The following is a 25,430-nucleotide window of genomic DNA, read 5'->3' as shown; positions in this document are numbered from 1 at the left end:
GGGTGAGCAAGGCACGGGCGCGCGACATCGCGCTGCCGTGTCACGGGGGGAAGAACCTGCGCTCGGGTGATGTCCCGTCACCCGTGCAACAGCCATACCGGTCTGGCGAAGTGGATTCGATGCGGCGTCAACGTAATTGCGGAAACTCGCTAGAGTTTTTGCAGCCTGGCAACGGGATCTTAATTTGTCAAGGCAATGTCAAAATCCCGGAACCGGCTCCCCCGGTGCGGCTGACGGTCCGTCGGCACGGTTCGGGGCATCACGGTCCACACATCGCAGATGTCACACACGGCGCGCACACCCCGCAGGCCGCGCAGAGGCCGCAGGGCGGTCACATGGGTGCACACCGGCGCAAGAGGCTGATCCACTCATCCTTTGGGAGGAAGCGCCCGGTGTCCCCACAGCGCCTGTCGGCGGGGTACGGGCCGCTGCGCTTGGATGAGGCGAATGGACCACATCACCTTTCTTGTGGGCGTGGTGATCCTGACCGCCCTGGCGTTCGACTTCACCAACGGATTCCACGACACCGCGAACGCCATGGCGACCTCGATCGCCACCGGGGCGTTGCGTCCCAAGGTCGCGGTCCTCATCAGCGGCGTACTCAATCTCGTGGGCGCGTTCCTCTCCACCCAGGTCGCCAGAACGATCTCCGGCGGCATCGTGAACGACAGCCTGGTCACCCCGGGCATGGTCTTCGCCGGTCTGATCGGCGCGACCCTGTGGAATCTGCTGACCTGGCTGGTGGGTCTGCCGTCCAGTTCCTCGCACGCCCTGTTCGGCGGGCTGATCGGTGCCGTGTGGGTGGGCGCGGGACGGCACGGTGTGCACTTCGACGTGGTGCTCGAGAAGATCATCCTGCCGGCCGTCGCGTCCCCGCTGGTCGCCGGTCTCGCCGCGCTGCTGGCGACCTATCTCGTCTACCGGGTCACCTCCCGGGGCAAGGAGTCCTCCGTCGACCGCGGATTCCGGCTCGGCCAGATCGTCTCCGCCTCGCTGGTCTCCATCGCGCACGGCACCAACGACGCCCAGAAGACCATGGGCGTCATCACCCTCACCCTGATCTCCGTGGGCGCGCTCGCGCCGGACTCGGGACCGCCGCTGTGGGTCATCGCCTCGGCCGGCCTGGCGATCGCCCTCGGCACCTATCTCGGCGGCTGGCGGATCATCAGGACCATGGGCCGCGGTCTCACCGACATCCGCGCCCCGCAGGGCTTCACCGCCGAGTCCTCCGCCACGACCGTGATCCTGACCTCCGCGCACCTCGGCTTCGCCCTCTCCACCACCCAGGTCTGCTCCGGCGCCATCCTCGGCGCGGGGCTCGGCAGAAGGCTGGCGGAGGTGCGCTGGGGAATCGCGGGACGCATGGCCATCGGCTGGTGCATCACCCTTCCCGCGGCCGCGGCCGTGGGGGCGCTCGCCGCCGCCATGGTCGTATACGGCGGCACGGTCGGAACGATCGTCGTCGCCCTGGCAGCCGCCGCCGTGGCGGCCTTCATCGTGATCGTCTCCCGCCGCAATCCGGTGCATTCGGGCAATGTCAACGACGAGAACACCGTCACGATCCGCTCCCGGGCCGCCAAGGCGAACATCTGATGGAGGAGGACCGCATGGCCCCGCAGATCCCGGCTCCACCGCAGATCCGCCTGGCCCCGCAGGACCGCTCCGCGCTGGACTGGAGCGGTCTGGGCGAGGTGACCCTCGTCAGCATCGGTGCCACCGTGGGCGTCGTCTTCGTCTTCGCGCTCGGGGTGCGCATCCTCACCCGACGTGACGAGTCCGGCGCTCGCCCGCGCCTCGGCGGAGGCCGCCGGCGGCCTTCCGCGCCCGCGCGGGTCGTCGCCGGGCTGTGTTTCCTCACCTGCGCGGCGGCCGTCGCCTACGGCCTCTATCTGATCGTCCCGCAGTTTCACTGAGCCGCGTCACCGGCGCAGATGGTCTGTCCCTTCGGTGACGAGCACGGCAGATGGCCGTGCGTGCGGACCACGTCCTGACCGCTGCCGCGCAGCAGGTAGTTGAGAAAGCTCGCCACGAGGGAGTCGGCGGGCGGGTTGCCGTAGGTGTACGCGTACTCGACCTCCCGGAACGGGTAGTCACCGTCGGCGATGGTGTCCGGGGAGGCGGTCTCTCCGTTCAGGCTCAGCGTGTGCAGCCCCTCCGGCATGGCGCCGGAGCGCAGTTCGGTGTACCCGATAGCGCCGTCCGTACGGGCGACGGTGGCGAGGACCCGGTCGGTGCTGTCGAGTTCACAACGGAAGACCTTGGCGGACGTGTCGTCCTTGTTGCCGCAGTCGGCCGAGGAGTAGGCGGGCTCGTAGACGCCGCCGAGCACCCGGTCACGGAAGATGTCACGGGTGCCGGAGCCCGACTTCCGGCTGGCGAGGATGACGGGCAGGCCCTTCGGGCCGCCCCGCAGCTCGTGCCACTCGCCGATGTCGCCCCGGTAGAGGGCACGGACCTGCTCGGTCTTCAGATCACGCAGCGTCACCTTATCGTTGACGACAAGGGTGTAGACGGATACCGCGACCGGGTTCTCACTCAGCTCGGGGAACCGGTCGTCGCCCTTGGGAACGTCGGACAGCGCGATCAGCGCGGGCGGGCCGCCCTTCGCCGCGCCGCCGCGCTCCTTCAGCTCCTGGAGGCCCTCCTGGCTGCCGCGCGCGTCGACGGTGACGGTGGAGCCGACGCAGTCCCGCATGTACTTGGCCGCCAGGTCCTCGGCGACCGGTTCGAACGCCGTGGAACCGGTGATCGTCAGCTCGCCCTTCGCGCATCCCATCGGCGGCCGGACGTCGTCCCGGACGACGATGATCGAGGCCAGCACGACCACACAGGCGGTGAGCAGCACGGTGATCATCCGAGTGGCCCTGCTGAACACGGGCGGGGTGTCGTCCGGCATCGGGCTGCGGTTCGGATAGACCCCGCCGTCCCTGATCCCTCCGCTGACCCGGATCGCGTCACCGACCGCTCCGCCGGTGAGCAGGACGAGCAGTTTGAAGTGCTGGCCGCGGTTGAGCGGCACGCGCGGCAGATACACGGCGCCCTCGGCGTGGCGCAGCCCGGCCGCGGGCGAGAAGTGGTCCAGCAGATGGTCGGCGCCAAGGGTCGTGGTGACCGCGACGCCCCGGACCGTACGGTCGGTGAACTCCGCCGTCAGACCGTGGAGTTCGCGCCCCGTGTAGTCGGAGTCGGCGATGCTCGTGGAGCCGTCGTTCTCGATCCGCAGCAGTACGAGGGTGGCGTCGGAGAGCTGTGGATTGTCCTGGAAGAGGCCCAGCCGTATTCCGGCCCTGCCGGTGCGCTCCGCGCTGCTCACCGGAGTGTCGAGCTGGACCCGGTATCCGATACGGGTACGGCGTGGCACCCGGCGTTCGTACCAGAGCACGCCCAGTGAGGCGATGATGCCCAAAGCCGCCGTGACCACGGCGATGACATTCTCCGCGCTGAGCCATTCCATGGCGGAGCGCCCCCCTTCGAACCCGAAGCTCGAACATGCGACCGACGAAGAATTGTCCGGTCACCGTACGTTCGCCCTGACGGGCGAACCGCCCACTTCGCCGTTCGGTGTGCTGGTGTTCGCCGAAGGTTCACGGAGGTTCATAGGACCGTCCCGCACTTACCGAGGCCGTCCGATTCGGTTATCCAGGGAGGGACGCTCTTCACACCGATGAGGAGGGCACGATGGATACCGCCGCATCAGTTGCCAAGGACGGCGCGACGCCTCTCGGAGCGAACGGGGAAGAACTCCCCACCGTCCATATTCTCTGGATCAACGCGGGTCTGAGCTGTGACGGAGACTCCGTCTCGCTCACCGCGGCCAGCCAGCCGAGTATCGAGGAAATCGCCCTCGGCGCACTTCCCGGACTGCCCAAGGTGGCCGTGCACTGGCCGCTCATCGATTTCGAATGCGGGCCCGTCCAGGGCGCGGACAATTTCATCGAATGGTTCTTCAAGGCCGAACGCGGGGAGATCGAGCCGTTCGTTCTCGTCGTCGAGGGATCCATTCCGAATGAGGCGGTCAAGAACGAGGGCTACTGGTGCGGATTCGGGGACGATCCCGAGACCGGCCAGCCGATCACCACGAGTGAGTGGATCGACCGGCTCGCGCCCAAGGCCCTGGCCGTCGTGGCGATCGGCACCTGTGCCACCTACGGCGGTATCCACGCCATGGAGGGCAATCCCACCGGCGCGATGGGCGTGCCCGACTATCTGGGCTGGGACTGGAAGTCCGGGGCGGGCATCCCGATCGTCTGCATTCCGGGCTGTCCGGTGCACCCGGACAACGCCTCGGAGACACTGCTCTATCTGCTCTACCAGGCCGCCGGATCCGCGCCGATGATCCCGCTGGACGAGCAGCTCCGCCCGACCTGGCTGTTCGGCGCGACCGTCCACGAGGGATGCGACCGGGCCGGCTACTACGAGCAGGGCCAGTTCGCCACCGCGTACGACTCGCCGCAGTGTCTGGTGAAGCTGGGCTGCTGGGGTCCCGTGGTCAAGTGCAATGTCCCCAAACGCGGCTGGATCAACGGGGTCGGCGGCTGTCCCAACGTGGGCGGCATCTGCATCGCCTGCACGATGCCGGGATTCCCGGACAAGTTCATGCCCTTCATGGACGAGCCCCCGGGCGGTCATGTCTCCGCGGCGGCCAGCGGCGCGTACGGCAAGGTCATCCGCCGGCTGCGCGGTGTCACGGCCAGGACCGTCGACAAGGAACCGAAGTGGCGCCGCAAGAGCGAGAAGGTCCTGACCGGCTACGACCCTCCGTGGTGACCGCCCGACGCCCCCCGGCCCGACACCCGACACCTGACATCCGACGCCTGACACCCGGAAAGGTGCGCAGCCCATGGTGCCGACGACCAAGCATGCCGAGGACGGCAGCGGCCTGATGGAGATGTCCTGGGATCCGATCACCCGGATCGTGGGCAGCCTCGGGATCCACACGAAGATCGACTTCCAGCGCAAGCGGGTGGCCGAGTGCTACAGCACCTCCTCGGTCTTCCGCGGCTACAGCGTCTTCATGCGTGGCAAGGACCCGCGTGACGCGCACTTCATCACCAGCCGTATCTGCGGTATCTGCGGCGACAATCACGCGACCTGTTCGGTGTACACGCAGAACATGGCGTACGGCGTGAAGCCCCCGCACCTCGGCGAGTGGATCATGAATCTCGGCGAAGCCGCCGAGTACATGTTCGACCACAACATCTTCCAGGAGAATCTGGTGGGTGTGGACTACTGCGAGAAGATGGTCCGCGAGACCAATCCCGGTGTCCTGGAACTGGCCGAACGCACCGAGGCCCCCCACGCGGGCGACCACGGCTACCGCACCATCGCCGACATCATGCGCTCCCTCAACCCGCTGGAGGGCGAGTTCTACCGTGAGGCGCTGCATGTCAGCCGCTACACACGGGAGATGTTCTGTCTGATGGAGGGCCGCCATGTGCATCCCTCCACGCTCTACCCCGGCGGCGTCGGCACCGTGGCGACCATCCAGCTCTTCACGGACTATCTGACGCGGCTGACGCGGTACGTGGAGTTCATGAAGCGGGTCGTCCCGCTCCACGACGACCTGTTCGACTTCTTCTACGAGGCGCTGCCGGGGTACGAGGAGGTCGGCCGGCGCCGGGTGCTGCTCGGCTGCTGGGGCGCGCTCAACGACCCCGCGCACTGCGACTTCACCTACCGGAACATGTCCGAGTGGGGACGGCGGATGTTCGTCACCCCGGGCGTGATCGTCGACGGCAGACTGGTCACCAACGACCTGGTCGACATCAATCTCGGCATCCGGATCCTGCTCGGCAGTTCGTACTACGACGACTGGGCGGGCCAGGAGACCTTCGTGGACCGCGATCCGCTGGGCAATCCCGTGGACCCGCGCCATCCGTGGAACCAGCACACCCTCCCGGCCCCGCAGAAGCGGGACTTCGCGGACAAGTACAGCTGGGTGATGTCCCCGCGCTGGTTCGACGGCACGGACCATCTCGCGCTGGACACCGGCGGCGGGCCGCTCGCCCGGCTGTGGTCCACGGCCCTGTCCGGACTGGTCGACTTCGGCTATGTCCGGGCCACCGGCGACAGCGTCAAGATCAATCTGCCGCGCACCATGACCAAGCCGGAGACGACCTTCGAATGGCGGATCCCCCGGTGGAGCAACGCCCTGGAGCGCAACCGCGCGCGGACGTACTTCCAGGCGTACGCGGCGGCCTGCGCCCTGCACTTCGCCGAGCGGGCGATGGAGGAGGTCCGTGCCGGCCGCACCCAGACCTGGGAGACCTTCGAGGTCCCGGACGAGTCCATCGGTGTCGGCTTCACCGAGGCGGTACGCGGGGTGCTCTCCCACCACATGGTGATCAGGGACGGCAAGATCGCCAACTACCATCCGTATCCGCCCACTCCGTGGAACGCCAGCGTGCGCGACTCCTACGGCACGCCGGGACCGTACGAGGACGCGGTGCAGAACACACCGATCTTCGAGGAGAACCCGCCGGAGAGCTTCAAGGGCATCGACATCATGCGGGCCGTCCGGAGCTTCGACCCGTGTCTGCCGTGCGGCGTGCACATGTACGTCGGCGGTGGCAGGACCGTCCGGGAGACCCATCTGCCCACCGGGCTCAGCGGGTTGGGCGGCTGACACCGGCCCGGGTATCGGGTCCCGGGTCCCGCGTCCCGCGTCCCGGTCCGGGTCCTGGCCCGGGGGCCTGGTCCTGACCGACCGGACCGATGTCCGGTCCCCCACCGGAGGAAAGGCACCGTGACATGGCAGCAACGGCCAAGGAGCAGCGGGCCGGTGAGCGCGTCGACGCGCTCCTCGACGAGCTGGGCAGATCGGTGGGTCCCTCGGGCCGCGACCTCGCGGACGAACTCGTGCGGAGCATCGTGGAGTTCTACGGTTCGGGCCTGGCGCGTGTCGTCGAGCTGCTGGGCGACCGTCCGGACGGCACCGATCCGCTGGCCCTGCTCGGCGGGGACGAACTCGTCGGCGGGCTGCTGATCCTGCACGATCTCCACCCGGACGACACACTCACCCGGGTGGAGCGGGCGCTGGACGAGGTGCGTCCGTATCTCGGCTCGCACGCCGGTGATGTGGACATCGCCGGGATCGGCCCGGACGGGGACGGCGGTACCGAGGGACTGACCTTGCGGCTGCGGCTGCGCGGGAGTTGCGACGGCTGTCCCTCCTCCGCCCAGACCGTGCGCTGGACGATCGAGGAGGCCGTGGCACGCCGCGCGCCCGAGATCGGGTGCGTGGAGGTCGAGGGGGTGGCGCGGGAGAAGCCGCAGCCGAAGCTCCTCCAGATCATGTCCCGGCCGCCGGACGCGACAGCGGGCGCCGTCCCCGCGGGCGGAACCGGAACCACCGCCGCGCACACCGCCGGAACCGCCACCGGGAACGCGCCGGCCGAGTGGCATCCGCTGCCGGATCCGCCCACGGCCGACGGCGCGACCGGGGTGCGCGAGGTGGCGGGCACGGCGCTGCTGCTGGTCCGGCTGCCCGGCAATCTCTACGCCTACCGCGACCGCTGTCCGGTCTGCGCGGGCGGGCTGGGCGGCGCGGCGCTGGTGGACGGTGAACGGCTGCGCTGTCCCGAGTGCGCCGCGGAGTACGAGATCCGGGGCGCGGGACGGGGCACGCGGGGCCGGCTGGAGCCCGTACCCCTGCTGGAGGAGAACGGTTGCGTACGGGTCGCCCTGCCGGTCTCGCTGCTGACGGCGAAGCCATGAGCGCCCGCCCTGCCCGAGTCCCGGGCACCTTCGGCGACGAGGACTCCCCGGCGACCGCCACGCCCGCCGCACCCATCGCGCCCGCCGCGTCACCCGGTGCGGCTGCCTCCCGGCCGGCCGCCGTACCGCCGGGGCTGCGCGGATTCACCCGCCGGCCACCGCGCGCCGAGGAGCGGTGCGAGCTGTGCGCCGAGCCCGTGGCCGGGGAGCACCGGCATCTCGTCGACATCACGAAACGCTCGCTCATGTGCGCCTGCGCGGGCTGCCATCTGCTCTTCACCCGGCCGGGCGCGGGCGCGGGACGCTTCCGGGCGGTGCCCGACCGGTATCTGTCCGACCCGGACTTCACCCTGGACGAGGAGAGCTGGAACCGGCTCCAGATCCCGGTGGGGCTCGCGTTCTTCTTCCGGAACTCGGAACTGGACCGGCTGGCCGCGTTCTATCCGAGCCCGGCGGGCGCCACGGAGAGCGAGCTGGACCCGGCCACCTGGCGGGAGGTCCTCGGCTCCGGCCGGCTGGTGGCCCTGCTCCAGCCCGACACGGAGGCACTGCTGGTCCGGCGGGAGCGCGGCCCGGACGGAATCACCGCGGGCGAGTGCCATCTGGTGCCCGTCGACGCCTGTTACGAGCTGGTGGGCCGGATGCGGATGCACTGGCAGGGATTCGACGGCGGCGCCGAGGCGCGCGCGGATCTGACGGACTTCTTCACCCGGGTCCGGGCGAAGGCCCGGCCACCTTCGGGACGGGAGGACGGCCGATGACCGATCTCACGTTCACCTGTACGGACGTACGGCCGGAACCGTACGGCACGGGCCCGACGCTGCTGTTCCGGCTGCGGATCGAGGCGGACGACCCGGCGGCACGGATCCACGCGGTCGCCCTGCGCTGCCAGATGCGGATCGACCCCGTCCAACGGCGGTACACACCGGCCGAGATGGAGATGCTGGGCGATCTCTTCGGTGAGCCGGAGCGCTGGAGCACCACTCTCAAGCCTCTCCAGTTCGCCCATGCCTCGGTGACGGTGCCCGGCTTCACGGGCGCCACCGGGATCGAACTGCCGGTGGTCTGCACGTACGACATGGAGGTGGCCTCGGCCAAGTACTTCCGCGCGCTGGCGGACGGCGAGGTACCGCTGCTCCTGCTGTTCTCGGGCACCGTCTTCTCAGGCGACCGCGGCTTTGTGGCCGAGCCGGTCGCCTGGCACAAGGAGACCTCGTTCCGTATGCCGGTGAAGGTCTGGCAGAACATGATCGAGCAGTACTTCCCGGGCTCCGGCTGGCTGCGCGTCCGCGACGACTGTCTCGACGCGCTGCGCCGGTTCCGCTCGGAGCGTGCCCTGCCGTCCTGGGAGGGGACCTTCGAGGAACTGCTGCGCACGGCCGGTGCAACGGACGCCGGCGGCACCGGCGGCACCGGACGAGGAGCCCGGTCATGACGGCGGGCTTCGAGGAGGCGCGCCGGGTCGCCGACGCCCTGCTGTTCGAGGGATATGTGCTGTATCCCTACCGGGCGTCGGCCCGGAAGAACCGGCTGCGCTGGCAGTTCGGCGTACTGGCGCCGCCCTCCTGGGCCGACGTGCGCGGCGAGCACGCGGAACAGCGTACGGAGTGCCTCCTCGAACCTCGCCGGGCCGGCCGTCTCGATGTCGAGCTGCGCTTCCTCCAGGTGCGCCGCCGCACGGTGGAGCGCCGTGTACCGGGCGGCGACGGCTGGAGCGAGGTCGCGCGACTCGATCTCGCCGACCGGGTGCTGGTCCCCTGGGACGAGGGCGAGGAGGAACGGGTCCAGCACCGGATACCGCTCGGTCAACTCGCCGCAGGAGGGCGGACACTGCGCTTCGACCGGCCTGGCGGGGTGGTGCGCGAGGAGGTCCGCGACCATGACGGCACGGGACGGACCGTCGGACGGCTGGTACGGCGCAGCCGGGCGCTGGCGGGCGAGATCCGGCTGGCCACCGAGCCGCTGCCCGGCCCGTACGGCGCGCTGCGCCTGACCGCGACCGTACGCAACGTGTCGGAGTGGGTGCCGGAGGGACGCGAGAGCGAGGATCGCGAAGCCGCCCTGCCTCACAGCCTGATCGGGGCGCATCTGCTGCTGGGGCTGCCCGGCGGGCGGTTCCTGTCGATGACGGATCCGCCGGAGTGGGCCCGGCCCGCCGTGCGGAGCTGCCGCAATGAACACACCTGGCCGGTGCTGGCCGGCGGCGCGGGGCAGGACGATGTCCTGCTCTCCTCGCCGATCATCCTGGACGACCATCCCGAGATCGCCGCCGAGAGCCCCGGGCCGCTCTACGACGCCACCGAGATCGACGAGATCCTCTCGCTGCGGACGGCCGCGCTGACCGAGCAGGAGAAGCGGGAGGCGCGCGGGACCGACGCGCGGGCGGCCGAGGTGATCGATCTGGTGGACGGCATGCCGCCCGAGGTGATGGAGCGTCTGCACGGCGCGATCCGCGGGCTGCGCGAGGTCACCGGTGAGCGACCGGCTCCGGCGACGCGCGCCCCGAAGGCCGCGCCCTCCGTGGGACTCGAGCTTCCGACCGGTCCGGGGCTGCCCTGGTGGGACCCGGCCCGGGACGACGCGTACGACCGGCCGGGACAGGACACCGTGACGGTCGGCGGGCGGCCGGTCGGCGCGGGCGCCAGAGTCGTCCTACGGCCCGGGCTGCGCAGGTCCGACGCCCAGGACATCTTTCTGGCGGGCCGTGGGGCGACGGTCGAGGCGGTGCTCCAGGACCTCGACGGCGAGACGCATGTCGCGGTCACCGTCGACGGCGATCCCGGCAGCGACATACGCCGGCAGCAGGGCCGGTTCCTGTACTTCCGCCCGGACGAGCTCGATCCCGATCCCGCCTGCGCCGAACCGGCCCCGGAAGGAGGCGGCTGACATGGAGTCCGTACCCCTCCCCCTCTCCGGCACCTCGCGCGGCTCGGACGGCTCGGACGATCCGTGCGCCTCGCGCGGCCGGACCCTGGTCGCCGGGATCGGCAACATCTTCCTCGGCGACGACGGCTTCGGCGTCGAGACACTGCGCCGGCTGAGCGGACGCCGGCTGCCTCCGGACGTCGACCTGATGGACACGGGCATCCGGGGCGTCCATCTCGCCTACCGGCTTCTCGACGGCTACCGCGAGGTCATCCTCGTCGACACCGTCGACCGCGGCGCTCCCCCGGGCACCGTCCATGTGCTCGAAGTCGATCCCGCCGACGGGGGAACGGCCCCTGGAGCGGCCAGGGCCCCGCTGGACGGACACGGTATGGACCCGGCGTCGGTCCTGCGGTTGGTCCACGAGCTGCGCGCGGGAGCCGGTGGCACGCTCCCCGGGCGCGTCGTGGTGGTCGGGTGCCAGCCGCTCACCTCCGGGGAGGGCATCGGGCTCAGCCCGCCGGTGGCCGCGGCCGTCGGACCCGCGGTGGAACTGGTTCTCGATCTGCTACGGCAGCCCGGTCCGGTGGGACAGCCGCCGGGCACGAGGCCCGGCCCCGGAAACGGAACCGGCGCCGGCCCCGGCATCAGCACCGGCACCGGCACCGGCACCGGCACCGGCACATCCGGCGAAGGAGGAGAGGAACGTGATCCACGCGATGCACGAGATACGGGCGAGAAAAGGGATGAACCACTCCAAGGGGCCGGATCCGACCTGGCTGTGGGTCTGCGCCGGCGCGGTCATGGCCGCGGTGGTGTACGAGACGGCGCGGTCCGTCCCGGACCTGCGCCGCTATCTGCGGATCCGCCGGATGTGAGCGGTGGGAAGGGCGCGAGCGGAACGAGCGAGGCGGGCGGTACAAGTAGGAGGGGCGGCGCGCACCGGTGAGCCGGGACCGTGTCCGGCGCTCAGCCGGAACCCGCCCCGCCGGTGGTCGGCGGATGCCCGTACAGCGGATGTCCGGCCGTCGTCGGCCGTGCCTCACGGCCGACGACGGGACCGGAACCGTTACCGCCGAGTTGCACATAGCGCTCCAGGAAGAGATGGAGCGTGCTGTGCAGTTCGCCCAGCCGGACGAACCAGAGCGACAGACTCATCGAACCCGCCGGAGTGATCTCGTACTCACGGCGGGCGGGCCCGGAGGCGGACGCCCGCCACTGGGAGGAGATCTGACCGCCTTTCTCCATGCCCCGCAGCAGCCGGTACACATGTGCGGACTCGGCCTCGGCCCAGCCGAAGGCGCCCAGGCGCTGGGTCAGCTCATAGCCGTGGCCCGGCCGCTCGGCGAGCAGCAGCAGGATGACGGGGTTCATCAGCGCCCGTCGTTCGGTGTCGTGCGTCGTCATGGCTGCGCTCTCCTGATTTGGCCGTGCGACCTATGGCCTCGCACCATGTGGCCGTGGAACACGCGGCCCCGCCACGTGTGGCCGTGCAACGGTGCGGCTCACCCCTGTCCCACGCTAACCACGCCCGACAGCACCGGCCAGCCGTCGTCCGCCGACGCGGCGGCGGACGGCCGGACCTCGGGAACGAGGTGAGGACCGTGCATGAACTGTCCATCGCGACGGCCGTGGTCGCCCAGGTGGAGGAAGCCGTCCGTACCAATGGCGGCGGACCAGTCACCTCGTTGCGGCTGCGGATCGGTGAACTGGCGGGCGTGGTGCCGGAGGCCCTGCGGTTCTCGTTCGCTCTGGCGAGCGAGGGCACCGTGCTCGCCGGTGCCCGGCTGGACATGGACACCGTTCCCGGCGTGGCCCGCTGCGCCGGCTGCGGCCGGGAGAGCGAGGTGGGCATGCCGCCGCTGCTCTGGTGCGCCGACTGCGCGCGGCCCCTGGACGAGCTGCTCTCGGGCCGGGAACTGGAGATCGCCGAGGTCGTCCTCGCGGATTCCTCGGATGCGCGCCGCCCGGACAGCGGTGACGATCGAGGTACGCCCGAGGAGGCCCCCCATGTGCCGAGTCGTTGATCTGCGCCAGGCCGTCCTGGCCGAGAACGACGCCAGTGCCCTGGCGCTGCGCGAGTATCTCGCCGCCCAGGGCACCGTCGAGGTGAATCTGCTGTCCAGTCCGGGCAGCGGCAAGACGGCCCTGCTGGAGGGGCTGCTCTCCCGGGCCGTCGCGGCGGGCACCCCCGTGGCCGCGATCACCGCCGATCTGGCCACCGAGAACGACGCCAGGCGACTGGCGCGGGCGGGTGCCCCCGTCAAGCAGGTGCTCACGGACGGGCTCTGCCATCTGGAGGCGGGCATGCTCCGGGGGCATCTCGACGGCTGGCTGCCCCGGGAGACCCGGGTGCTGTTCGTGGAGAACGTCGGCAATCTGGTCTGTCCCGCCTCGTACGACATCGGGGAGAGCCTGCGGATCGTGCTGGGCTCGGTGACCGAGGGTGAGGACAAACCGCTCAAGTACCCGACGGCCTTCGGTCTCGCCCATCTCGTGGTCATCACCAAGACGGACATCGCCGGGGCCGTCGAGTTCGACGGGCCGGCGTTCCGCCGCAACGTCCAGCAGGTGAATCCGGGAGTGCCGGTACTGGAGACCTCGGCCCGCACCGGCGCCGGGGTCGACGAGTTGCTCGCCTTCGTCCTCGGCCACGCGGCCGGGGTCCCCGCGCACCGGCCGCTGCTGGCCCGTCGGCACGCGCGGCACGCGCACCACCGTCACGACGACGGCAACGCCCGCGGCCCGCACGCCGACGGCCACCGTCACCACGACCCCGGCGACCCCGGCGACAGCCACAGCCACAGCCACAGCCACAGCCACAGCGACGATCCCGGTCACAGCCGTCCCGCACCGTCCGCCGTCCGCGGCACGGCAGAGGCGCCATGAGCGGTCCCGTCACCACCGGCACCACCGTTCGCACCCCCTCCCCCGCCCCCCGCGAGCGCCGCCATGTCCTCGTGCGCGGAGTCGTGCAGGGCGTCGGCTTCCGCCCGTTCGTGTACACGCTCGCCACCGAGCTCGGGCTGACGGGCTGGGTCACCAACAACGCCGAGGGCGTCAGTACGGAGGTCGAGGGACCGGGTCAGGACGTGGCCGCGTTCTGCGAGCGGCTGGCGACCTGCGCACCGCCGCTGGCGGTCGTCGAGTCCGTACGGCACAGGCCCCTACCGGCCGTCGGCGGCAGCGGGTTCACCATCCGTCCCTCGTCCGGCGGCCCCGGCCGCACCCTGGTCTCCCCCGACATGGCGACCTGCGACGACTGCCTCGCCGAGCTGGCCGATCCCGCCGACCGCCGCTACCGCCATCCCTTCATCTGCTGCACGCACTGCGGCCCCCGCTTCACGGTCGTCACCGGACTTCCGTACGACCGGAGCCGGACCACCATGGCCGGCTTTCCGCTCTGCGCCGACTGCGCGCGTGAGTACGAGGATCCGGCCGACCGGCGCTTCCACGCCCAGCCGGTCGCCTGCCATGCCTGCGGCCCCCGGCTCTCGCTGATCACGGGAGGGCCCGGGTCGGCCGCCGGGCCCCGGCTGTCCGGCGAGGACGCGCTGGCCGGGGCCCGCCGGCTGCTGGCCGCGGGAGCGGTCGTCGCGGTGAAGGGACTCGGCGGCTACCACCTCGCCTGTGACGCCTCGGACACCACCGCCGTACGGCTGCTGCGCGCCCGGAAGAACCGGGGCGCCAAGCCGTTCGCCGTGATGGCCCGTTCGCTGGAGACGGCCGAGCGGCTCGCGTGCGTCGGTCCCGCCGAGCGCGCGCTGCTGGCAGGGCGGCGCCGGCCCGTCGTCCTGCTGCGGCGCCGTGAGGGCGGTGGCTCCCTCGTGGCGGACGGCGTGGCGCCCGGCAGCCCCGATCTCGGCGTGCTGCTGCCGTACACCCCGCTGCACCATCTGCTGCTGGGCCTGCCGGGCGATCCGCCGGGCCCGCCCGTCCTGGTGATGACCAGTGGCAACCGGTCGGGCGAGCCCATCGTGACCGACGACAAGGACGCGCTGACCAGGCTCGGCGCCCTCGCGGACGCCTGGCTCACCCACGACCGGCCCGTCCATGTGCCGTGCGACGACTCGGTGGTACGGATCTGCGCGGGCCAGGAGCTGCCCGTACGCCGCTCGCGCGGCTACGCGCCGCTGCCGATCGCGCTGCCCGTGCCCGTGGAGCCGGCACTCGCCGTCGGCGGGGATCTCAAGAACGCGTTCTGTGTCGCGGAGGGCGGTTACGCCTGGCTGTCCGCCCATGTCGGCGACATGGACGACCTCGCCACGCTCACCGCCTTCGAAGCGGCCGTCACCCATCTGACGGAGCTGACCTCGGTGGCACCCGAGGTCCTGGTCGCGGACCGGCACCCGGGCTACCGCTCGGGACAGTGGGCCGAGCGGCACGCCCGGGGCCGTCCGGTCCACCGCGTACAGCACCACCACGCGCATGTCGCCGCCACGATGGCCGAGCACGGTCTGGACGGCTCGGCACCGGTGATCGGGGTGGCCTTCGACGGCACGGGGTACGGCGACGACGGCGCGGTGTGGGGCGGCGAGGTGCTGCTCGCGGACTACGACGGCTTCCGGCGCTTCGGCCGGCTGGCGTACGTACCGCTGCCGGGCGGCGACGCCGCCGTACGCAATCCGTACCGCATGGCGCTCTCCCATCTGCGGGCGGCGGGACTGCGCTGGTCCGAGGCGCTGCCGTGCGTCGCCGCGTGCGCTCCGGGTGAACGGCGGCTGCTGGAGCGGCTGCTCGACCGGAGCGTCGCCTGTGTGCCGACGTCCAGCATGGGACGGCTCTTCGACGCCGTCGCCTCGCTCGCCGGACTCTGCCACCGCGTGGAGTACGAGGCCCAGGCGGCGATGGAGCTGGAGAACGCGGCGGTGGCGGCCGGCGGACCGGCCGACGGATACCGGTTCGCGCTGCTCCCGGGCGGACCGGCCGACGGCGCCGAGGTGGTGGCCGATCCGGCTCCGGTCCTGGCCGCGGCGGCACACGACATACGGGCCGGGGCGGACGCGCCGACGGTGGCCGCGCGCTTCCACGGCGCGGTGATCGGCCTGGTGCGGGATCTGTGCCGCGCGGCCCGGGACCGTACCGGCCTGACCACCGTCGCGCTGAGCGGCGGCGTGTTCTGCAACGCCCTGCTGAACGCCGGGTGCACGAAGCGGCTGGAGCGTGACGGCTTCACCGTCCTGCGCCACCGCGGGGTGCCGCCGAACGACGGCGGGCTGGCACTGGGCCAGCTGATGGTCGCCGCCCGGGTCACGACGGGCTGAGTCTGCGCGGGAACCGGCCGGGGCGGGCGGCCGGCGGGGACGGGCCGGGCGGCGGAACGACCGATATGTGAGGAGGAAGCAATGTGCCTTGCTGTGCCCGGCAGAGTGCTGGACATCGAGGAGCGCGACGGAACCCGGATGGCCCACGTCGACTTCGGCGGAGTGGTCAAGGACGTCTGTCTGGAGTACGTGCCGGAGATGAACGTCGGCGACTACGCGATCGTGCATGTCGGCTTCGCGCTCCAGCGGCTCGACGAGGAGTCGGCGAAGCGGACGCTGAGCCTGTTCGAGAATCTCGGCGTGCTGGAGGAGGAGTTCGGGGACGCGTGGGGGCGGGCCGCGAAGGAGGCCGGAGCCGAACGGCCCGGCGGTGCGGGGGATCCCGGCCGCCGTACGCCACAACCCCCACAGGAGGACCTTCGATGAAGTATCTCGACGAGTTCAGCGATCCCGATCTCGCCGCCCGGCTGTTCGACGACATCCGGACCACCGTCACCCGGCCCTGGGCCCTGATGGAGGTCTGCGGCGGCCAGACCCACTCGATCATCCGCCACGGCATCGACCAGCTCCTCCCGGAGGAGGTCGAACTCATCCACGGACCCGGCTGCCCGGTCTGTGTGACACCGCTGGAGACCATCGACCAGGCGCTGGAGATCGCCTCCCGTCCCGATGTGATCTTCTGCTCCTTCGGCGACATGCTCCGGGTGCCGGGCAGCGGCCGGGACCTGTTCAAGGTCAAGAGCGAGGGAGCGGACGTACGGGTGGTCTACTCGCCGCTCGACGCGCTCAGGACCGCCCGGGAGAACCCGGAGCGTCAAGTGGTCTTCTTCGGGATCGGGTTCGAGACGACGGCCCCGCCGAACGCGATGACCGTCCATCAGGCCAGGAAGCTCGGCATCGAGAACTTCAGCCTGCTGGTCTCCCATGTCCGGGTCCCTCCGGCGATCGACGCCATCATGAAGGCGCCCGACTGCCGGGTCCAGGCGTTCCTGGCCGCCGGCCATGTCTGTACGGTCATGGGGACCGGCGAGTATCCCGAACTGGCCGCGCGGCACCGGGTGCCCATCGTCGTCACCGGCTTCGAACCGCTGGACATCCTGGAGGGCATCCGGCGCGCCGTACGCCAGTTGGAGGCCGGTGAGCACACCGTCGAGAACGCCTATCCACGGGCTGTACGGCCCGAGGGCAGTCCGGCCGCACGGGCCATGCTGGAGGACGTCTTCGAGGTCACCGACCGGGCCTGGCGGGGTATCGGCGTGATCCCGGCCAGCGGCTGGCGGCTGTCTCCCGCCTACCGCGCCTACGACGCGGAGCACCGCTTCTCGGTGACCGGTATCCGGACCCGGGAGTCCGCGGACTGCCGCAGCGGCGAGGTCCTCCAGGGGCTGATCAAGCCGCACCAGTGCGAGGCGTTCGGCACGGTCTGCACGCCGCGCAATCCGCTCGGCGCCACCATGGTCTCCAGCGAGGGCGCCTGCGCCGCCTACTACCTGTACCGCAGGCTGGCGACACCGGACCCGGCCGGCACCGCCGGTCCCCAGGAAGAGGTGACCTCCGTTGGCTGAGCCGACATCGGCCGGGATCCGTGAGGTGGACGGCGTCCGGCACCGGGTACGGTCCGCCGCCGCACCGGACTTCTCCGGCTGGACCTGTCCCGCTCCGCTCCGTGACCACCGGAAGGTCGTGATGGGACACGGCGGTGGCGGGCAGCTCTCCGCCGAACTCGTCGAGCATCTCTTCGCGCCGGCCTTCGGCGGTGAGGTCCTCGCGGAACTGGGCGACGCCGCGACGCTCACCCTGGGCGGAGCGCGGCTGGCCTTCTCCACCGACTCGTACGTCGTGCGCCCGCTCTTCTTCCCGGGCGGCAGCATCGGCGATCTCGCGGTCAACGGAACGGTCAACGACCTGGCCATGATGGGCGCCCTGCCCTCCCATCTGTCCTGCGGTTTCATTCTGGAGGAGGGCGTCGAACTCGCCACGGTGGGCAGGGTGGCCGAGGCGCTGGGCGCCGCCGCCCGGGCGGCCGGGGTGACGGTCGTCACCGGCGACACCAAGGTGGTGGACGCCGGGCACGGCGACGGCGTGTTCATCAACACGTCCGGGATCGGGCTGATCCCGGACGGCGTGGACATCCGGCCGCGGCGTGCCGCGCCGGGCGATGTGGTCATCGTCAGCGGCGCGATCGGCGAGCACGGTGTGGCCATCATGAGTGTCCGCGAGGGCCTGGAGTTCGGCGTGGAGATCGAGAGCGACACCGCGCCGCTGGCCTCGCTCGTCCGGGCGATGCTGGACGTCTGCCCCGATCTGCACGTACTGCGGGATCCGACCCGTGGCGGACTGGCGACCTCGCTGAACGAGATCGCGTCGGCGGCCGGGGTGGGGATCACACTGAGGGAACGTGCGCTTCCGGTACCGGCCGCCGTCGCGAACGCGTGTGCCTTCCTGGGGCTCGATCCGCTCTATGTGGCCAACGAGGGCAAGCTCGTCGCGTTCGTACCGCCCGCGCACGCCGAGAAGGTGCTCGCGGCGATGCGCGCGCATCCGCGGGGCGCGGGTGCGGTGGTGATCGGTACGTGCACGACGGACCATCCCGGCATGGTGGTGGCGTCCACCGGCCTGGGCGGGACCCGGGTGGTGGACATGCCACTGGGCGAGCAGCTGCCGCGCATCTGCTGAGGTGTGAAGGACACGTCGGCGGATTGACGCGGCGCGGCCGGGCGGCGGCGAGAACCCGGGGCCGCCCCAGGGCGAGGCAGGCGGCCCCGGGTCGAGCCCGGGGCCGCCGCCCCCGGGCAGCGGCTACCGCGGCGGTGGCACCGTGTTCGTACGGGTCACCCCGGCGTACCAGTGCGCGCTGGACTTGAGGGTGCGGCGCTGGGTCGGGTAGTCGACATGGACCGTGCCGAAGCGTTTGCCGTAGCCGTACGACCATTCGAAGTTGTCGAGCAGCGACCAGAGGAAGTAGCCCCGGATGTCGGCGCCCGAGGCGATGGCCCGGTGGACGGCCGCGAGATGGTCCCGGAGATAGGCGATCCGCTCCGGATCACGGACCTCGCCGTCGGGAGCCGCGTAGTCGTCGAAGGCCGCTCCGTTCTCGGTGATCATGACGGGCAGCTCCGGATGGTCCCGCCGTACCCGCATCAGCAGTTCGTACAGGCCGCTCGGATCGATCGTCCAGCCCATGGCGGTGCGGTCACCGGGTGTCTGGTGGAAGGCCACCTGATCGGCGCCGGGCCAGGGGCTGTGGTCGCTCGCACCATGTCCGTCGGACCCATGTGCGGCGGGTCCTGTGTGGTGGGAGACCAGGGTCGGTGAGTAGTAGTTGACGCCGAGGAAGTCGAGCGGCTGGTGGATCAGCGCGGTGTCGCCGTCCCGGACGTACGACCAGTCGGTGATCCCCGCGGTGTCCGCCAGGACATCGGCCGGATAGGCCCCGGTCAGCATGGGGCCGGTGAAGACGCGGTTGGCGACACCGTCGATCCGGCGGACCGCGTCCCTGTCCGGCCCGCTGCCGGTCAGCGGCCGTACCTGGTGCAGGTTGAGGGTGACGGACACCTGGGCGCCGGCCGGCAGCCGCTCGCGCAGCGCCAGGACCGCGAGCCCGTGGCCGAGATTGAGATGGTGCGCCGCCCGCAGGGCGTCGGCGGCGTCGGTACGGCCCGGGGCGTGGACACCGGAGCCGTAGCCGAGGAAGGCGCTGCACCACGGCTCGTTCAGGGTGGTCCAGGTCCGTACCCGGTCGCCCAGGGCGTCGGCGACGATCCCCGCGTACTCGGCGAACCGGAGGGCGGTGTCGCGCTCGGGCCAGCCGCCGGCGTCCTCGAGATGCTGGGGCAGATCCCAGTGGTAGAGGGTGACGACCGGCTCGATGCCCTTCTCCAGCAGTCCGTCGGTCAGCCGCCGGTAGAAGTCGAGACCCTTCTCGGACGCGGGTCCGCTGCCGGTGGGCTGGACCCGCGGCCAGGAGACCGAGAAGCGGTACGCGCCGACACCGAGGCCGGACATGATCTCGACGTCCTCGGGCCAGCGGTGGTAGTGATCGGTGGCGACATCACCGGTGTCGCCGTTGCGCACCCGGCCCGGAGTGCGGGAGTAGGTGTCCCAGATGGACGGCGTACGGCCGTCCTCCTGGGCGGCGCCCTCGATCTGGTACGCGGCGGTCGCGGTGCCCCACAGAAACCCGGGCGGGAAGCCCAGAGGTGTCGCGGGGTCCAGGGCGCGCCCGGGAGTGGGTGCTGAGGTGGCCACGGAGGTCCTTCCGCAGAGTGGGTTCGAACGCCCTTGGGAGCGCTCCCATGGATTGTGGAAGACTCTCCGCTGACACCCGGCTCTGTCAAGAGCCGCATACGGTTCCGGTGCCCGAACGGGCCCGGCGCCGCCCCCGGGCCGCCGGTTCTCCGGCGACCCCGCACAATTTGCTGGTGGGCGCCGTGGTGCGGCACCAGGAAAGCACAGTCAGGAGACGTTGATGAGCAGCGCCGAACGGGCGGCCCGCAGGCCGACCCTGGAAGCCGTCGCCCGGCTCGCGGGGGTCGGCAGGGGTACGGTCTCCCGGGTCGTCAACGGCCTCCCGGGCGTCAGCGCGAAGGCCCGTACCGCCGTCGAGGCGGCCATCGCGGAACTCAACTACGTGCCGAACCCCGCCGCCCGCAGTCTGGTCACCAGCAGGACCGACAGCATCGCGCTGGTGATCCCCGAGTCGGAGAGCCGGCTGGCCACCGAGCCGTACTTCTCCGCCGTCATCCGCGGGGTGAGTACCGAACTCGCCGACACCGAGATGCAGTTGCTGCTGATCCTGGTACGCGATCAGCGCGAGCTGGACCGGCTGATCCGGTTCGTGGAGGCGCGCCGGGTCGACGGGGTGCTGCTGGTGTCGGTCCATCGCGACGATCCGCTGCCCGCGTTCCTGGAGAAGACGCGGATACCGACGGTCCTGGTGGGCCGGCGCTCGCCGGACGAGCCGCTGAGCCATGTCCACTCCGACAATGTGGGCGGGGCGGCGCTGGCCGTGCGGCACCTCCTCGGACGGGGACGGACCACCGTCGCCACCATCGCGGGACCGCTCGACATGGATGTCGGCCACAGCCGTCTGAAGGGCTGGCGCGACGCCCATGCCGAGCGGGGTGTCGAGCCGGACGGGTCGCTGATCGCGCCGGCCGACTTCACCGAGGAGGGCGGTCGCGCCGCCATGCGGGAGCTGCTCGACCGGCGCCCGGACATCGACGCCGTGTTCGCCGCGTCCGACGTCATGGCCGCGGGCGCGCTGACCGAACTGCGCGAGCGGGGGCTGCGGGTCCCGGAGGAGGTGGCGGTCATCGGGTTCGACGACTCGATCGTCGCCCGCCACACGGTGCCGCCGCTGACCAGCGTCAGCCAGCCGACCGAGGAGATGGGGCGCGCCATCACCCGGCTGCTGCTCGACGAGATCAACGATCCCGCGGGACCGCGCCGGCAGCTCACGCTGCCCACGACTCTCGTCGAGCGCCGGACCACCTGAGCGGCGTCGGGTGCCGACGGCCGGGCGGCCGGGCGGCGCGCCGGACACGGACCCGGTGGCCCGGCCACCGGCTCCGTCGGTGGCCGGGCCGCCCGCCGCGCCGGCCGGTGGGGACCGGTGCGGCGGAAGCGCGGAGACCCGGCGGTCAGGCGGTGGGCGCGAACGCGTCGACGCCGGTCAGCTCGGCCGACAGCCGCCACAGCCGCGCCGCCTGCTCGGGGTCGGTCGCCCACTCGCGTACACCGCCGGGCACCGACGGGTCGGCCGACGCCGGCTCCGCGATGTCGCAGTCCTCGCAGAAGACTCCGCCCGCGTCCGCCAGCCGGGGCGATGTCGCCGCCCACACCTGTGTGGCCGCACCCTGCTCGGGTGACTTGAAGGAGGGATGCACGGCGTTGCCGTCCTCGTCGATCCAGCCCGCCGCGACCATCTCCTCCTTGGGCAGATGGCGCTGGAGCGGCGTGAGGATGCCGCCCGGGTGGAGCGAGAACGCCCGTACCCCGGTGTCGCGGCCGAGCGCGTCGAGGTGGACGGCGAACAGCGCGTTGGCCGTCTTCGCCTGGCCGTAGGCCTTCCACTTGTCGTAACCGGTCTCGAACCACATGTCGTCCCAGCGGATGGGCGAGTTGCGGTGTCCTGACGAGGACACGGAGATCACCCGCGCCCCGCCTGGCTCGATCGCCGGCCAGAGCCGATTGACGAGTGCGAAGTGGCCGAGGTGGTTGGTCGCGAACTGCGCCTCCCAGCCGGGGCCGACCCGGGTCTCCGGGCAGGCCATGACGGCGGCGTTGTTGATGACGATGTCGATGGTGCGGTCCGAGGCGAGGAAGCGCTCGGCGAACGCGCGGACACTGCCGAGATCGGCTAGGTCGAGTTCGTCGATCTCGACGCCCTGTATGCCGGCGAGCGCCTCCTCGGCGGTCGCCCGCCGCCGTGCGGGCACGACGACCTGGGCACCGGCTCCGACGAGCGCGCGGGTGGTCTCCAGGCCCAGGCCCGAGTAACCGCCGGTGACGACGGCGAGCTTTCCGGTGAGGTCGATGCCGCGCAGGACGTCCGCCGCGGTGCTCCGGGCTCCGAACCCTGATCCGATCTTGTGCTGAGGCGTGGTCATGCTCCGAAGGCTACGGATTGGAGCACGCTCGAAGTCAAATGCGCCGAGGGGGCCGCCACCGCGGTCCGTGTCCGTCCGTGGGGCGACTGGTGAACGAGGTTCGAATCCATCGGCGGACCATGGCGCGCGAAACGCCCACGATCAGGTGAGCGATACGGGGTCCGGACGGATCAACTGCTAGGCAGGGACGTTGTTGTCCCTTCCGGAGCTCTGGAGTCATCCATGTCCATCGACGCCGTCCTCGCCCAGGACCAGGAATCGCCCGGTGCTCGCCCGCTGATCCCGGGGCAGGAGGCCGACGAGGGAACGGGCGCGGAAGGGACGGCGGCAGGGCAGGTGGAGGAACGGGACCTCATGTTCAACGGGTTCCGCTACACCTGCCGGGTCGTGCGCCACGGCCGGGAGCTGACCGAACCCCTGCTGGTGCTGGGCGGCTCGTCGCAGGACCGCAACTCCTGGGTACGGCACGAGAAGTGGCTCAGCCGGTTGGGGCAGGTCATCACGGTGGATCTGCCGGGGTACGGCACCGCGGACTTCCTGCCCGCGTCGTACGGCGTGGACTTCCTCGCCGCCGCCGTCCGGCAGCTGCTCGACGAACTCGCCGTACCGCGCGTCAACCTGGTCGCGGCGTGTTACGGCGGCGCCGTCGGGCTGCGCTTCGCCCAGCACTACCCGGGGATGCTCGCGCGGCTTCTGCTGGTCGGTATGACCACCCGGATCCCGGCGGACTACGCGGCGGCGATGGAGCGCTGGTCCGTCATGATCGACCGGGGCGAGACGGAGTCCATCGCCCGCGAGCTGGCCGACCGCTTCATGTCACCGCCCGGCACGGGCCGGGTCCGCAAGCACGCCGCCGTCTCCCGGCTCGTGTACCAGCAGATCGCCGGACAGGATCCCGAGCAGCTCCGGAAGTCCGCGGAGCACAACACCCGGCTGATGCGGCACGAGTGGTACCGGCCCGAACCGGTGCCCGCGGTGCCGAGCCTGGTGGTCACCGGCGAGCACGACACCCTCTGCACGCCCACGATGGGCCGCGAGGTGGCCGCGCAGCTTCCGCGGGCCCGGTTCATGACCATCGACGAGACCGACCATCTCGCGCCGGTGGAGCGGATCGCGGACTTCGCGGATCTCGTGGCCCGCTTCTGCACCGACCGTCCGCTGGACGATCTGCCCTACTGCAGCAGGCCCGAGACGCTGGGAACGGCCGTCGCCGCCTCGGCCTGACCACGGACCCCGGTCCCACCTCGGCCCCGGTCCCACCACGGTGGCCGGGCCCCCTGCCACCGGAGCAGCGGTCCGCGGGACGGACTCGGAGCCGGTGCGGGGGCCGGTGCGGACACCGGGTTCCGGACGGTGTCAGCCGCCCAGCAGACGCAGCGCCTTCAGCTGCCCGGCGCGGCGCTCTCCCACTTCCCTGGCGAGATCTGTCGCGGCGGGCGCGGCGCCCGAATCCTCCTCACCGCGTGAGACCAGGACGCCCTGTTCCAGATGCTCGCGGAGGTAGGTCATTGCAAGGGCGTCGAAGGATTTGCCCCGGCTCTCGGCCACACTCCGCAGTTCGTCGTCGGTGACCATTCCCTTCATGTCGTGACCCTCGTGCGGATTGGTTCCCGCCGCTCCCGTCGTCCGCAGAAGCCCGCGCAGCCGGGTCAGCTCGTCCCGGTGCGTCACTTCCGTACGCCGCGCGAGATCCGCCAGAGCGGGGTCGGCCGCGCGCTCCGCGACCAGATCGAGCAGGAGCAGGGTCCGTTCGTTCATGGGTGCCATGAGCTGGGCCCAGCCACGGTCGGTGGCGTTGTAGCCGCCGGGTTCGGTGGTGGCAGTGGAGAGGGGCGGCGTACCGCTCCCCGCCGCGGGCCCGGCACCGGCACTGCTGCCGCGCCCGGCGCCGTCACCGCCGTTTCCGCCACCGCCGCCGTCGGCGCCGCAGCCCGCGGTGCCGAGCAGGGCCAGTACCAGCAACGCGGCCGGGAACGCGCCCGACAGCGTCCTGCGAACCGGACGGGGCGGCGGCCCGCCCTTGCGCGGCCGGCCGCCGCCCCACGGCATCACGGATTCCCGTTGGCGCCGCATTTGATGATCGGGTTGATGCAGTTACGGACGCGCCGCTCCATCTCGCCCGCCGGCCAGGCGTTGAAGAAGTCACCGTGCATCGTGTATCCGGGTCCCGAGGCGAGCCGGAATCCCGCGGGGTTCCCGTTCACCGGGTACCGCAGGACCTGGCGCAGCTTGGGCACCGGGACCGGGTGGCTCGCCGGGCACGCGTTGTTGACCGGGTAGGACATGTGGCTCTTGTGGTCCGCCGAGTCGAGGTCCCTGCCGTTCCAGCACTGCGGGAAGTCGAGGTACGACTCCAGCATGGTGCCGGCCGGACAGTTGACGAAGTCCTTCGACGGGGGGACATGACCGGCGTGCAGGCACGACCAGCGCGCACGGGTGTCGCCGTCGTTCGGTCCTGTCGCCTTGGCGTTGCCCGCCACGATCTTCAGGCCCTCGGGTATGGGCTGGGTACGGGCGATGATGTCGTCCGACACGCCCTCACCGAGGTAGTAGAACGTGGTGCCGGTCGGTTCGACGGGCTGGTTGTTCACATAGAGGGTCGGCACCCAGTACGCGGAGAGGTCGACGACCGGGTCACAGGTCGTGCCGGCGCCCTTCAGATCTCCGAGGTTGGTGTACGCGTTGGTCGCGTGGCTGCCGAAGAAGCTGTGCATGTNNCACACGCACGACCTCGGGCGCCGCGGCGGCCTTGGCCGGAGCGGCTTGCCGGGTGGAAGCGCTCTCCACCTGGGCGACCGCCCCGGTGGAACCGAAGACGAGCTGAGCGGCGACGGCACACACCGCCACCAGACCGGCGAGAAGCGCCCGCACGCGTCCCCTGCTGACGCGGCGGCCGTTCTCGGACCGCGGTGTTCTCATGGATACTCCAAACGGAGTCGAGGATTCCGCATCTCGTTCACGCCGACCGGGGGCC

At 71.3% G+C, this 25,430-nt stretch carries 22 protein-coding genes and 3 pseudogenes; 18 read left to right on the top strand and 7 right to left on the bottom strand.

Annotated elements, in window-relative coordinates; all coding sequences use genetic code 11:
* The first annotated feature begins 447 nt into the window (after window positions 1-447).
* On the top strand, window positions 448-1,593 hold the full coding sequence (locus BFF77_RS04835) for an inorganic phosphate transporter (protein WP_066944122.1): 1,146 nt from the start codon (window positions 448-450) through the stop codon (window positions 1,591-1,593).
* A 14-nt stretch (window positions 1,594-1,607) separates the two neighbouring features.
* Window positions 1,608-1,913, top strand: coding sequence for a hypothetical protein (locus tag BFF77_RS04830; protein ID WP_066944159.1), 306 nt, complete (start codon window positions 1,608-1,610; stop codon window positions 1,911-1,913).
* On the opposite strand, the gene BFF77_RS04825 is transcribed toward BFF77_RS04830, so the two are convergent.
* Entirely contained in the window at window positions 1,907-3,454 is a 1,548-nt protein-coding gene (locus BFF77_RS04825) for a substrate-binding domain-containing protein (RefSeq protein WP_066944120.1), read from the bottom strand. The two genes, BFF77_RS04830 and BFF77_RS04825, sit on opposite strands and share 7 nt — an antisense overlap.
* Window positions 3,455-3,678: 224 nt before the next feature.
* On the opposite strand from BFF77_RS04825, the gene BFF77_RS04820 reads away from it, so the two are divergent.
* From BFF77_RS04820 to BFF77_RS38045, 8 genes and pseudogenes are all read left to right on the top strand, one after another.
* Window positions 3,679-4,767, top strand: coding sequence for an NADH-quinone oxidoreductase subunit B family protein (locus tag BFF77_RS04820; RefSeq protein ID WP_066944117.1), 1,089 nt, complete (start codon window positions 3,679-3,681; stop codon window positions 4,765-4,767).
* Between the two features lie 73 nt (window positions 4,768-4,840).
* The gene (locus tag BFF77_RS04815) at window positions 4,841-6,625 is read left to right on the top strand and encodes a nickel-dependent hydrogenase large subunit (protein WP_066944115.1); all 1,785 of its coding nucleotides are present in this window, start codon (window positions 4,841-4,843) and stop codon (window positions 6,623-6,625) included.
* A gap of 125 nt (window positions 6,626-6,750) precedes the next feature.
* On the top strand, window positions 6,751-7,716 hold the full coding sequence (locus BFF77_RS04810; RefSeq protein ID WP_066944113.1) for a NifU family protein: 966 nt from the start codon (window positions 6,751-6,753) through the stop codon (window positions 7,714-7,716).
* Window positions 7,713-8,477, top strand: a complete 765-nt coding sequence (locus BFF77_RS04805; RefSeq protein ID WP_245703236.1) for a DUF5947 family protein — start codon at window positions 7,713-7,715, stop codon at window positions 8,475-8,477. Before BFF77_RS04810 ends, BFF77_RS04805 begins: the two co-directional genes overlap by 4 nt.
* On the top strand, window positions 8,474-9,151 hold the full coding sequence (locus BFF77_RS04800) for a DUF6084 family protein (RefSeq protein WP_066944111.1): 678 nt from the start codon (window positions 8,474-8,476) through the stop codon (window positions 9,149-9,151). The genes BFF77_RS04805 and BFF77_RS04800 overlap by 4 nt, the downstream gene beginning before the upstream one ends.
* Complete coding sequence (locus tag BFF77_RS04795) at window positions 9,148-10,602, top strand: hypothetical protein (RefSeq protein ID WP_066944109.1); 1,455 nt, start codon at window positions 9,148-9,150, stop codon at window positions 10,600-10,602. Before BFF77_RS04800 ends, BFF77_RS04795 begins: the two co-directional genes overlap by 4 nt.
* A gap of 1 nt (window position 10,603) precedes the next feature.
* Window positions 10,604-11,140 (top strand): annotated as a pseudogene (locus tag BFF77_RS38050) (hydrogenase maturation protease); the annotation flags it as partial.
* Between the two features lie 160 nt (window positions 11,141-11,300).
* Window positions 11,301-11,459 (top strand): DUF6893 family small protein, encoded by a 159-nt coding sequence (locus tag BFF77_RS38045; protein ID WP_425424339.1) that lies wholly within the window; start codon window positions 11,301-11,303, stop codon window positions 11,457-11,459.
* 91 nt (window positions 11,460-11,550) lie between these two features.
* On the opposite strand, the gene BFF77_RS04785 is transcribed toward BFF77_RS38045, so the two are convergent.
* Window positions 11,551-11,988 carry a helix-turn-helix transcriptional regulator gene (locus tag BFF77_RS04785; RefSeq protein WP_066944105.1) on the bottom strand — a complete coding sequence of 146 codons (438 nt, stop codon included), beginning with the start codon at window positions 11,986-11,988 and terminating at the stop codon, window positions 11,551-11,553.
* A 197-nt stretch (window positions 11,989-12,185) separates the two neighbouring features.
* Here BFF77_RS04785 and BFF77_RS04780 point away from each other — a divergent pair, with 197 nt between their 5' ends.
* The 6 genes from BFF77_RS04780 (at window position 12,186) to hypE (ending at window position 18,521) form a co-directional block, all read left to right on the top strand.
* Window positions 12,186-12,608 (top strand): hydrogenase maturation nickel metallochaperone HypA/HybF, encoded by a 423-nt coding sequence (locus BFF77_RS04780; protein ID WP_066944103.1) that lies wholly within the window; start codon window positions 12,186-12,188, stop codon window positions 12,606-12,608.
* Window positions 12,592-13,470, top strand: a complete 879-nt coding sequence (gene hypB, locus BFF77_RS04775) for a hydrogenase nickel incorporation protein HypB (protein WP_066944101.1) — start codon at window positions 12,592-12,594, stop codon at window positions 13,468-13,470. Before BFF77_RS04780 ends, hypB begins: the two co-directional genes overlap by 17 nt.
* Window positions 13,467-15,845, top strand: a complete 2,379-nt coding sequence (gene hypF / locus BFF77_RS04770; protein WP_066944099.1) for a carbamoyltransferase HypF — start codon at window positions 13,467-13,469, stop codon at window positions 15,843-15,845. Before hypB ends, hypF begins: the two co-directional genes overlap by 4 nt.
* Window positions 15,846-15,926: 81 nt before the next feature.
* Complete coding sequence (locus tag BFF77_RS04765; protein WP_066944097.1) at window positions 15,927-16,271, top strand: HypC/HybG/HupF family hydrogenase formation chaperone; 345 nt, start codon at window positions 15,927-15,929, stop codon at window positions 16,269-16,271.
* Complete coding sequence (hypD, locus tag BFF77_RS04760) at window positions 16,268-17,410, top strand: hydrogenase formation protein HypD (protein WP_066944095.1); 1,143 nt, start codon at window positions 16,268-16,270, stop codon at window positions 17,408-17,410. Before BFF77_RS04765 ends, hypD begins: the two co-directional genes overlap by 4 nt.
* A 25-nt stretch (window positions 17,411-17,435) precedes the next feature.
* Entirely contained in the window at window positions 17,436-18,521 is a 1,086-nt protein-coding gene (hypE, locus tag BFF77_RS04755; protein ID WP_066944155.1) for a hydrogenase expression/formation protein HypE, read from the top strand.
* 123 nt (window positions 18,522-18,644) lie between these two features.
* Here the strand turns inward: hypE and BFF77_RS04750 are convergent, their stop codons facing one another.
* Entirely contained in the window at window positions 18,645-20,093 is a 1,449-nt protein-coding gene (locus tag BFF77_RS04750) for a GH1 family beta-glucosidase (protein WP_066944093.1), read from the bottom strand.
* Between the two features lie 220 nt (window positions 20,094-20,313).
* Between BFF77_RS04750 and BFF77_RS04745 the strand changes: the two genes are divergently transcribed.
* Window positions 20,314-21,342, top strand: a complete 1,029-nt coding sequence (locus tag BFF77_RS04745; protein WP_066944092.1) for a LacI family DNA-binding transcriptional regulator — start codon at window positions 20,314-20,316, stop codon at window positions 21,340-21,342.
* A gap of 145 nt (window positions 21,343-21,487) precedes the next feature.
* Here BFF77_RS04745 and BFF77_RS04740 read toward each other — a convergent pair whose 3' ends face one another.
* A complete protein-coding gene (locus BFF77_RS04740; protein WP_066944091.1) occupies window positions 21,488-22,456 on the bottom strand; it encodes an SDR family NAD(P)-dependent oxidoreductase in 969 nt (322 codons plus the stop codon).
* A gap of 222 nt (window positions 22,457-22,678) precedes the next feature.
* Here BFF77_RS04740 and BFF77_RS04735 point away from each other — a divergent pair, with 222 nt between their 5' ends.
* Complete coding sequence (locus BFF77_RS04735) at window positions 22,679-23,680, top strand: alpha/beta fold hydrolase (protein WP_245703235.1); 1,002 nt, start codon at window positions 22,679-22,681, stop codon at window positions 23,678-23,680.
* A gap of 132 nt (window positions 23,681-23,812) precedes the next feature.
* Here BFF77_RS04735 and BFF77_RS04730 read toward each other — a convergent pair whose 3' ends face one another.
* The 3 genes and pseudogenes from BFF77_RS04730 to BFF77_RS36170 all read right to left on the bottom strand — a co-directional run.
* Window positions 23,813-24,505, bottom strand: a complete 693-nt coding sequence (locus BFF77_RS04730; protein WP_066944090.1) for a DUF305 domain-containing protein — start codon at window positions 24,503-24,505, stop codon at window positions 23,813-23,815.
* A pseudogene (locus BFF77_RS04725) lies at window positions 24,505-25,172 on the bottom strand (DUF1996 domain-containing protein); the annotation flags it as partial. The gene BFF77_RS04730 and the pseudogene BFF77_RS04725, both read right to left, overlap by 1 nt.
* A gap of 2 nt (window positions 25,173-25,174) precedes the next feature.
* A pseudogene (locus tag BFF77_RS36170) lies at window positions 25,175-25,375 on the bottom strand (hypothetical protein); the annotation flags it as partial.
* Between the last annotated feature and the right edge of the window lie 55 nt (window positions 25,376-25,430).

It is taken from the genome of Streptomyces lushanensis (genome assembly GCF_001700515.1).
GTDB classification, from domain to species: Bacteria; Actinomycetota; Actinomycetes; order Streptomycetales; family Streptomycetaceae; genus Streptomyces; species Streptomyces lushanensis.
The sequence above is the reverse complement of the archived record's forward strand: the minus strand, read 5'-3'. Positions and strand labels throughout refer to the sequence as shown.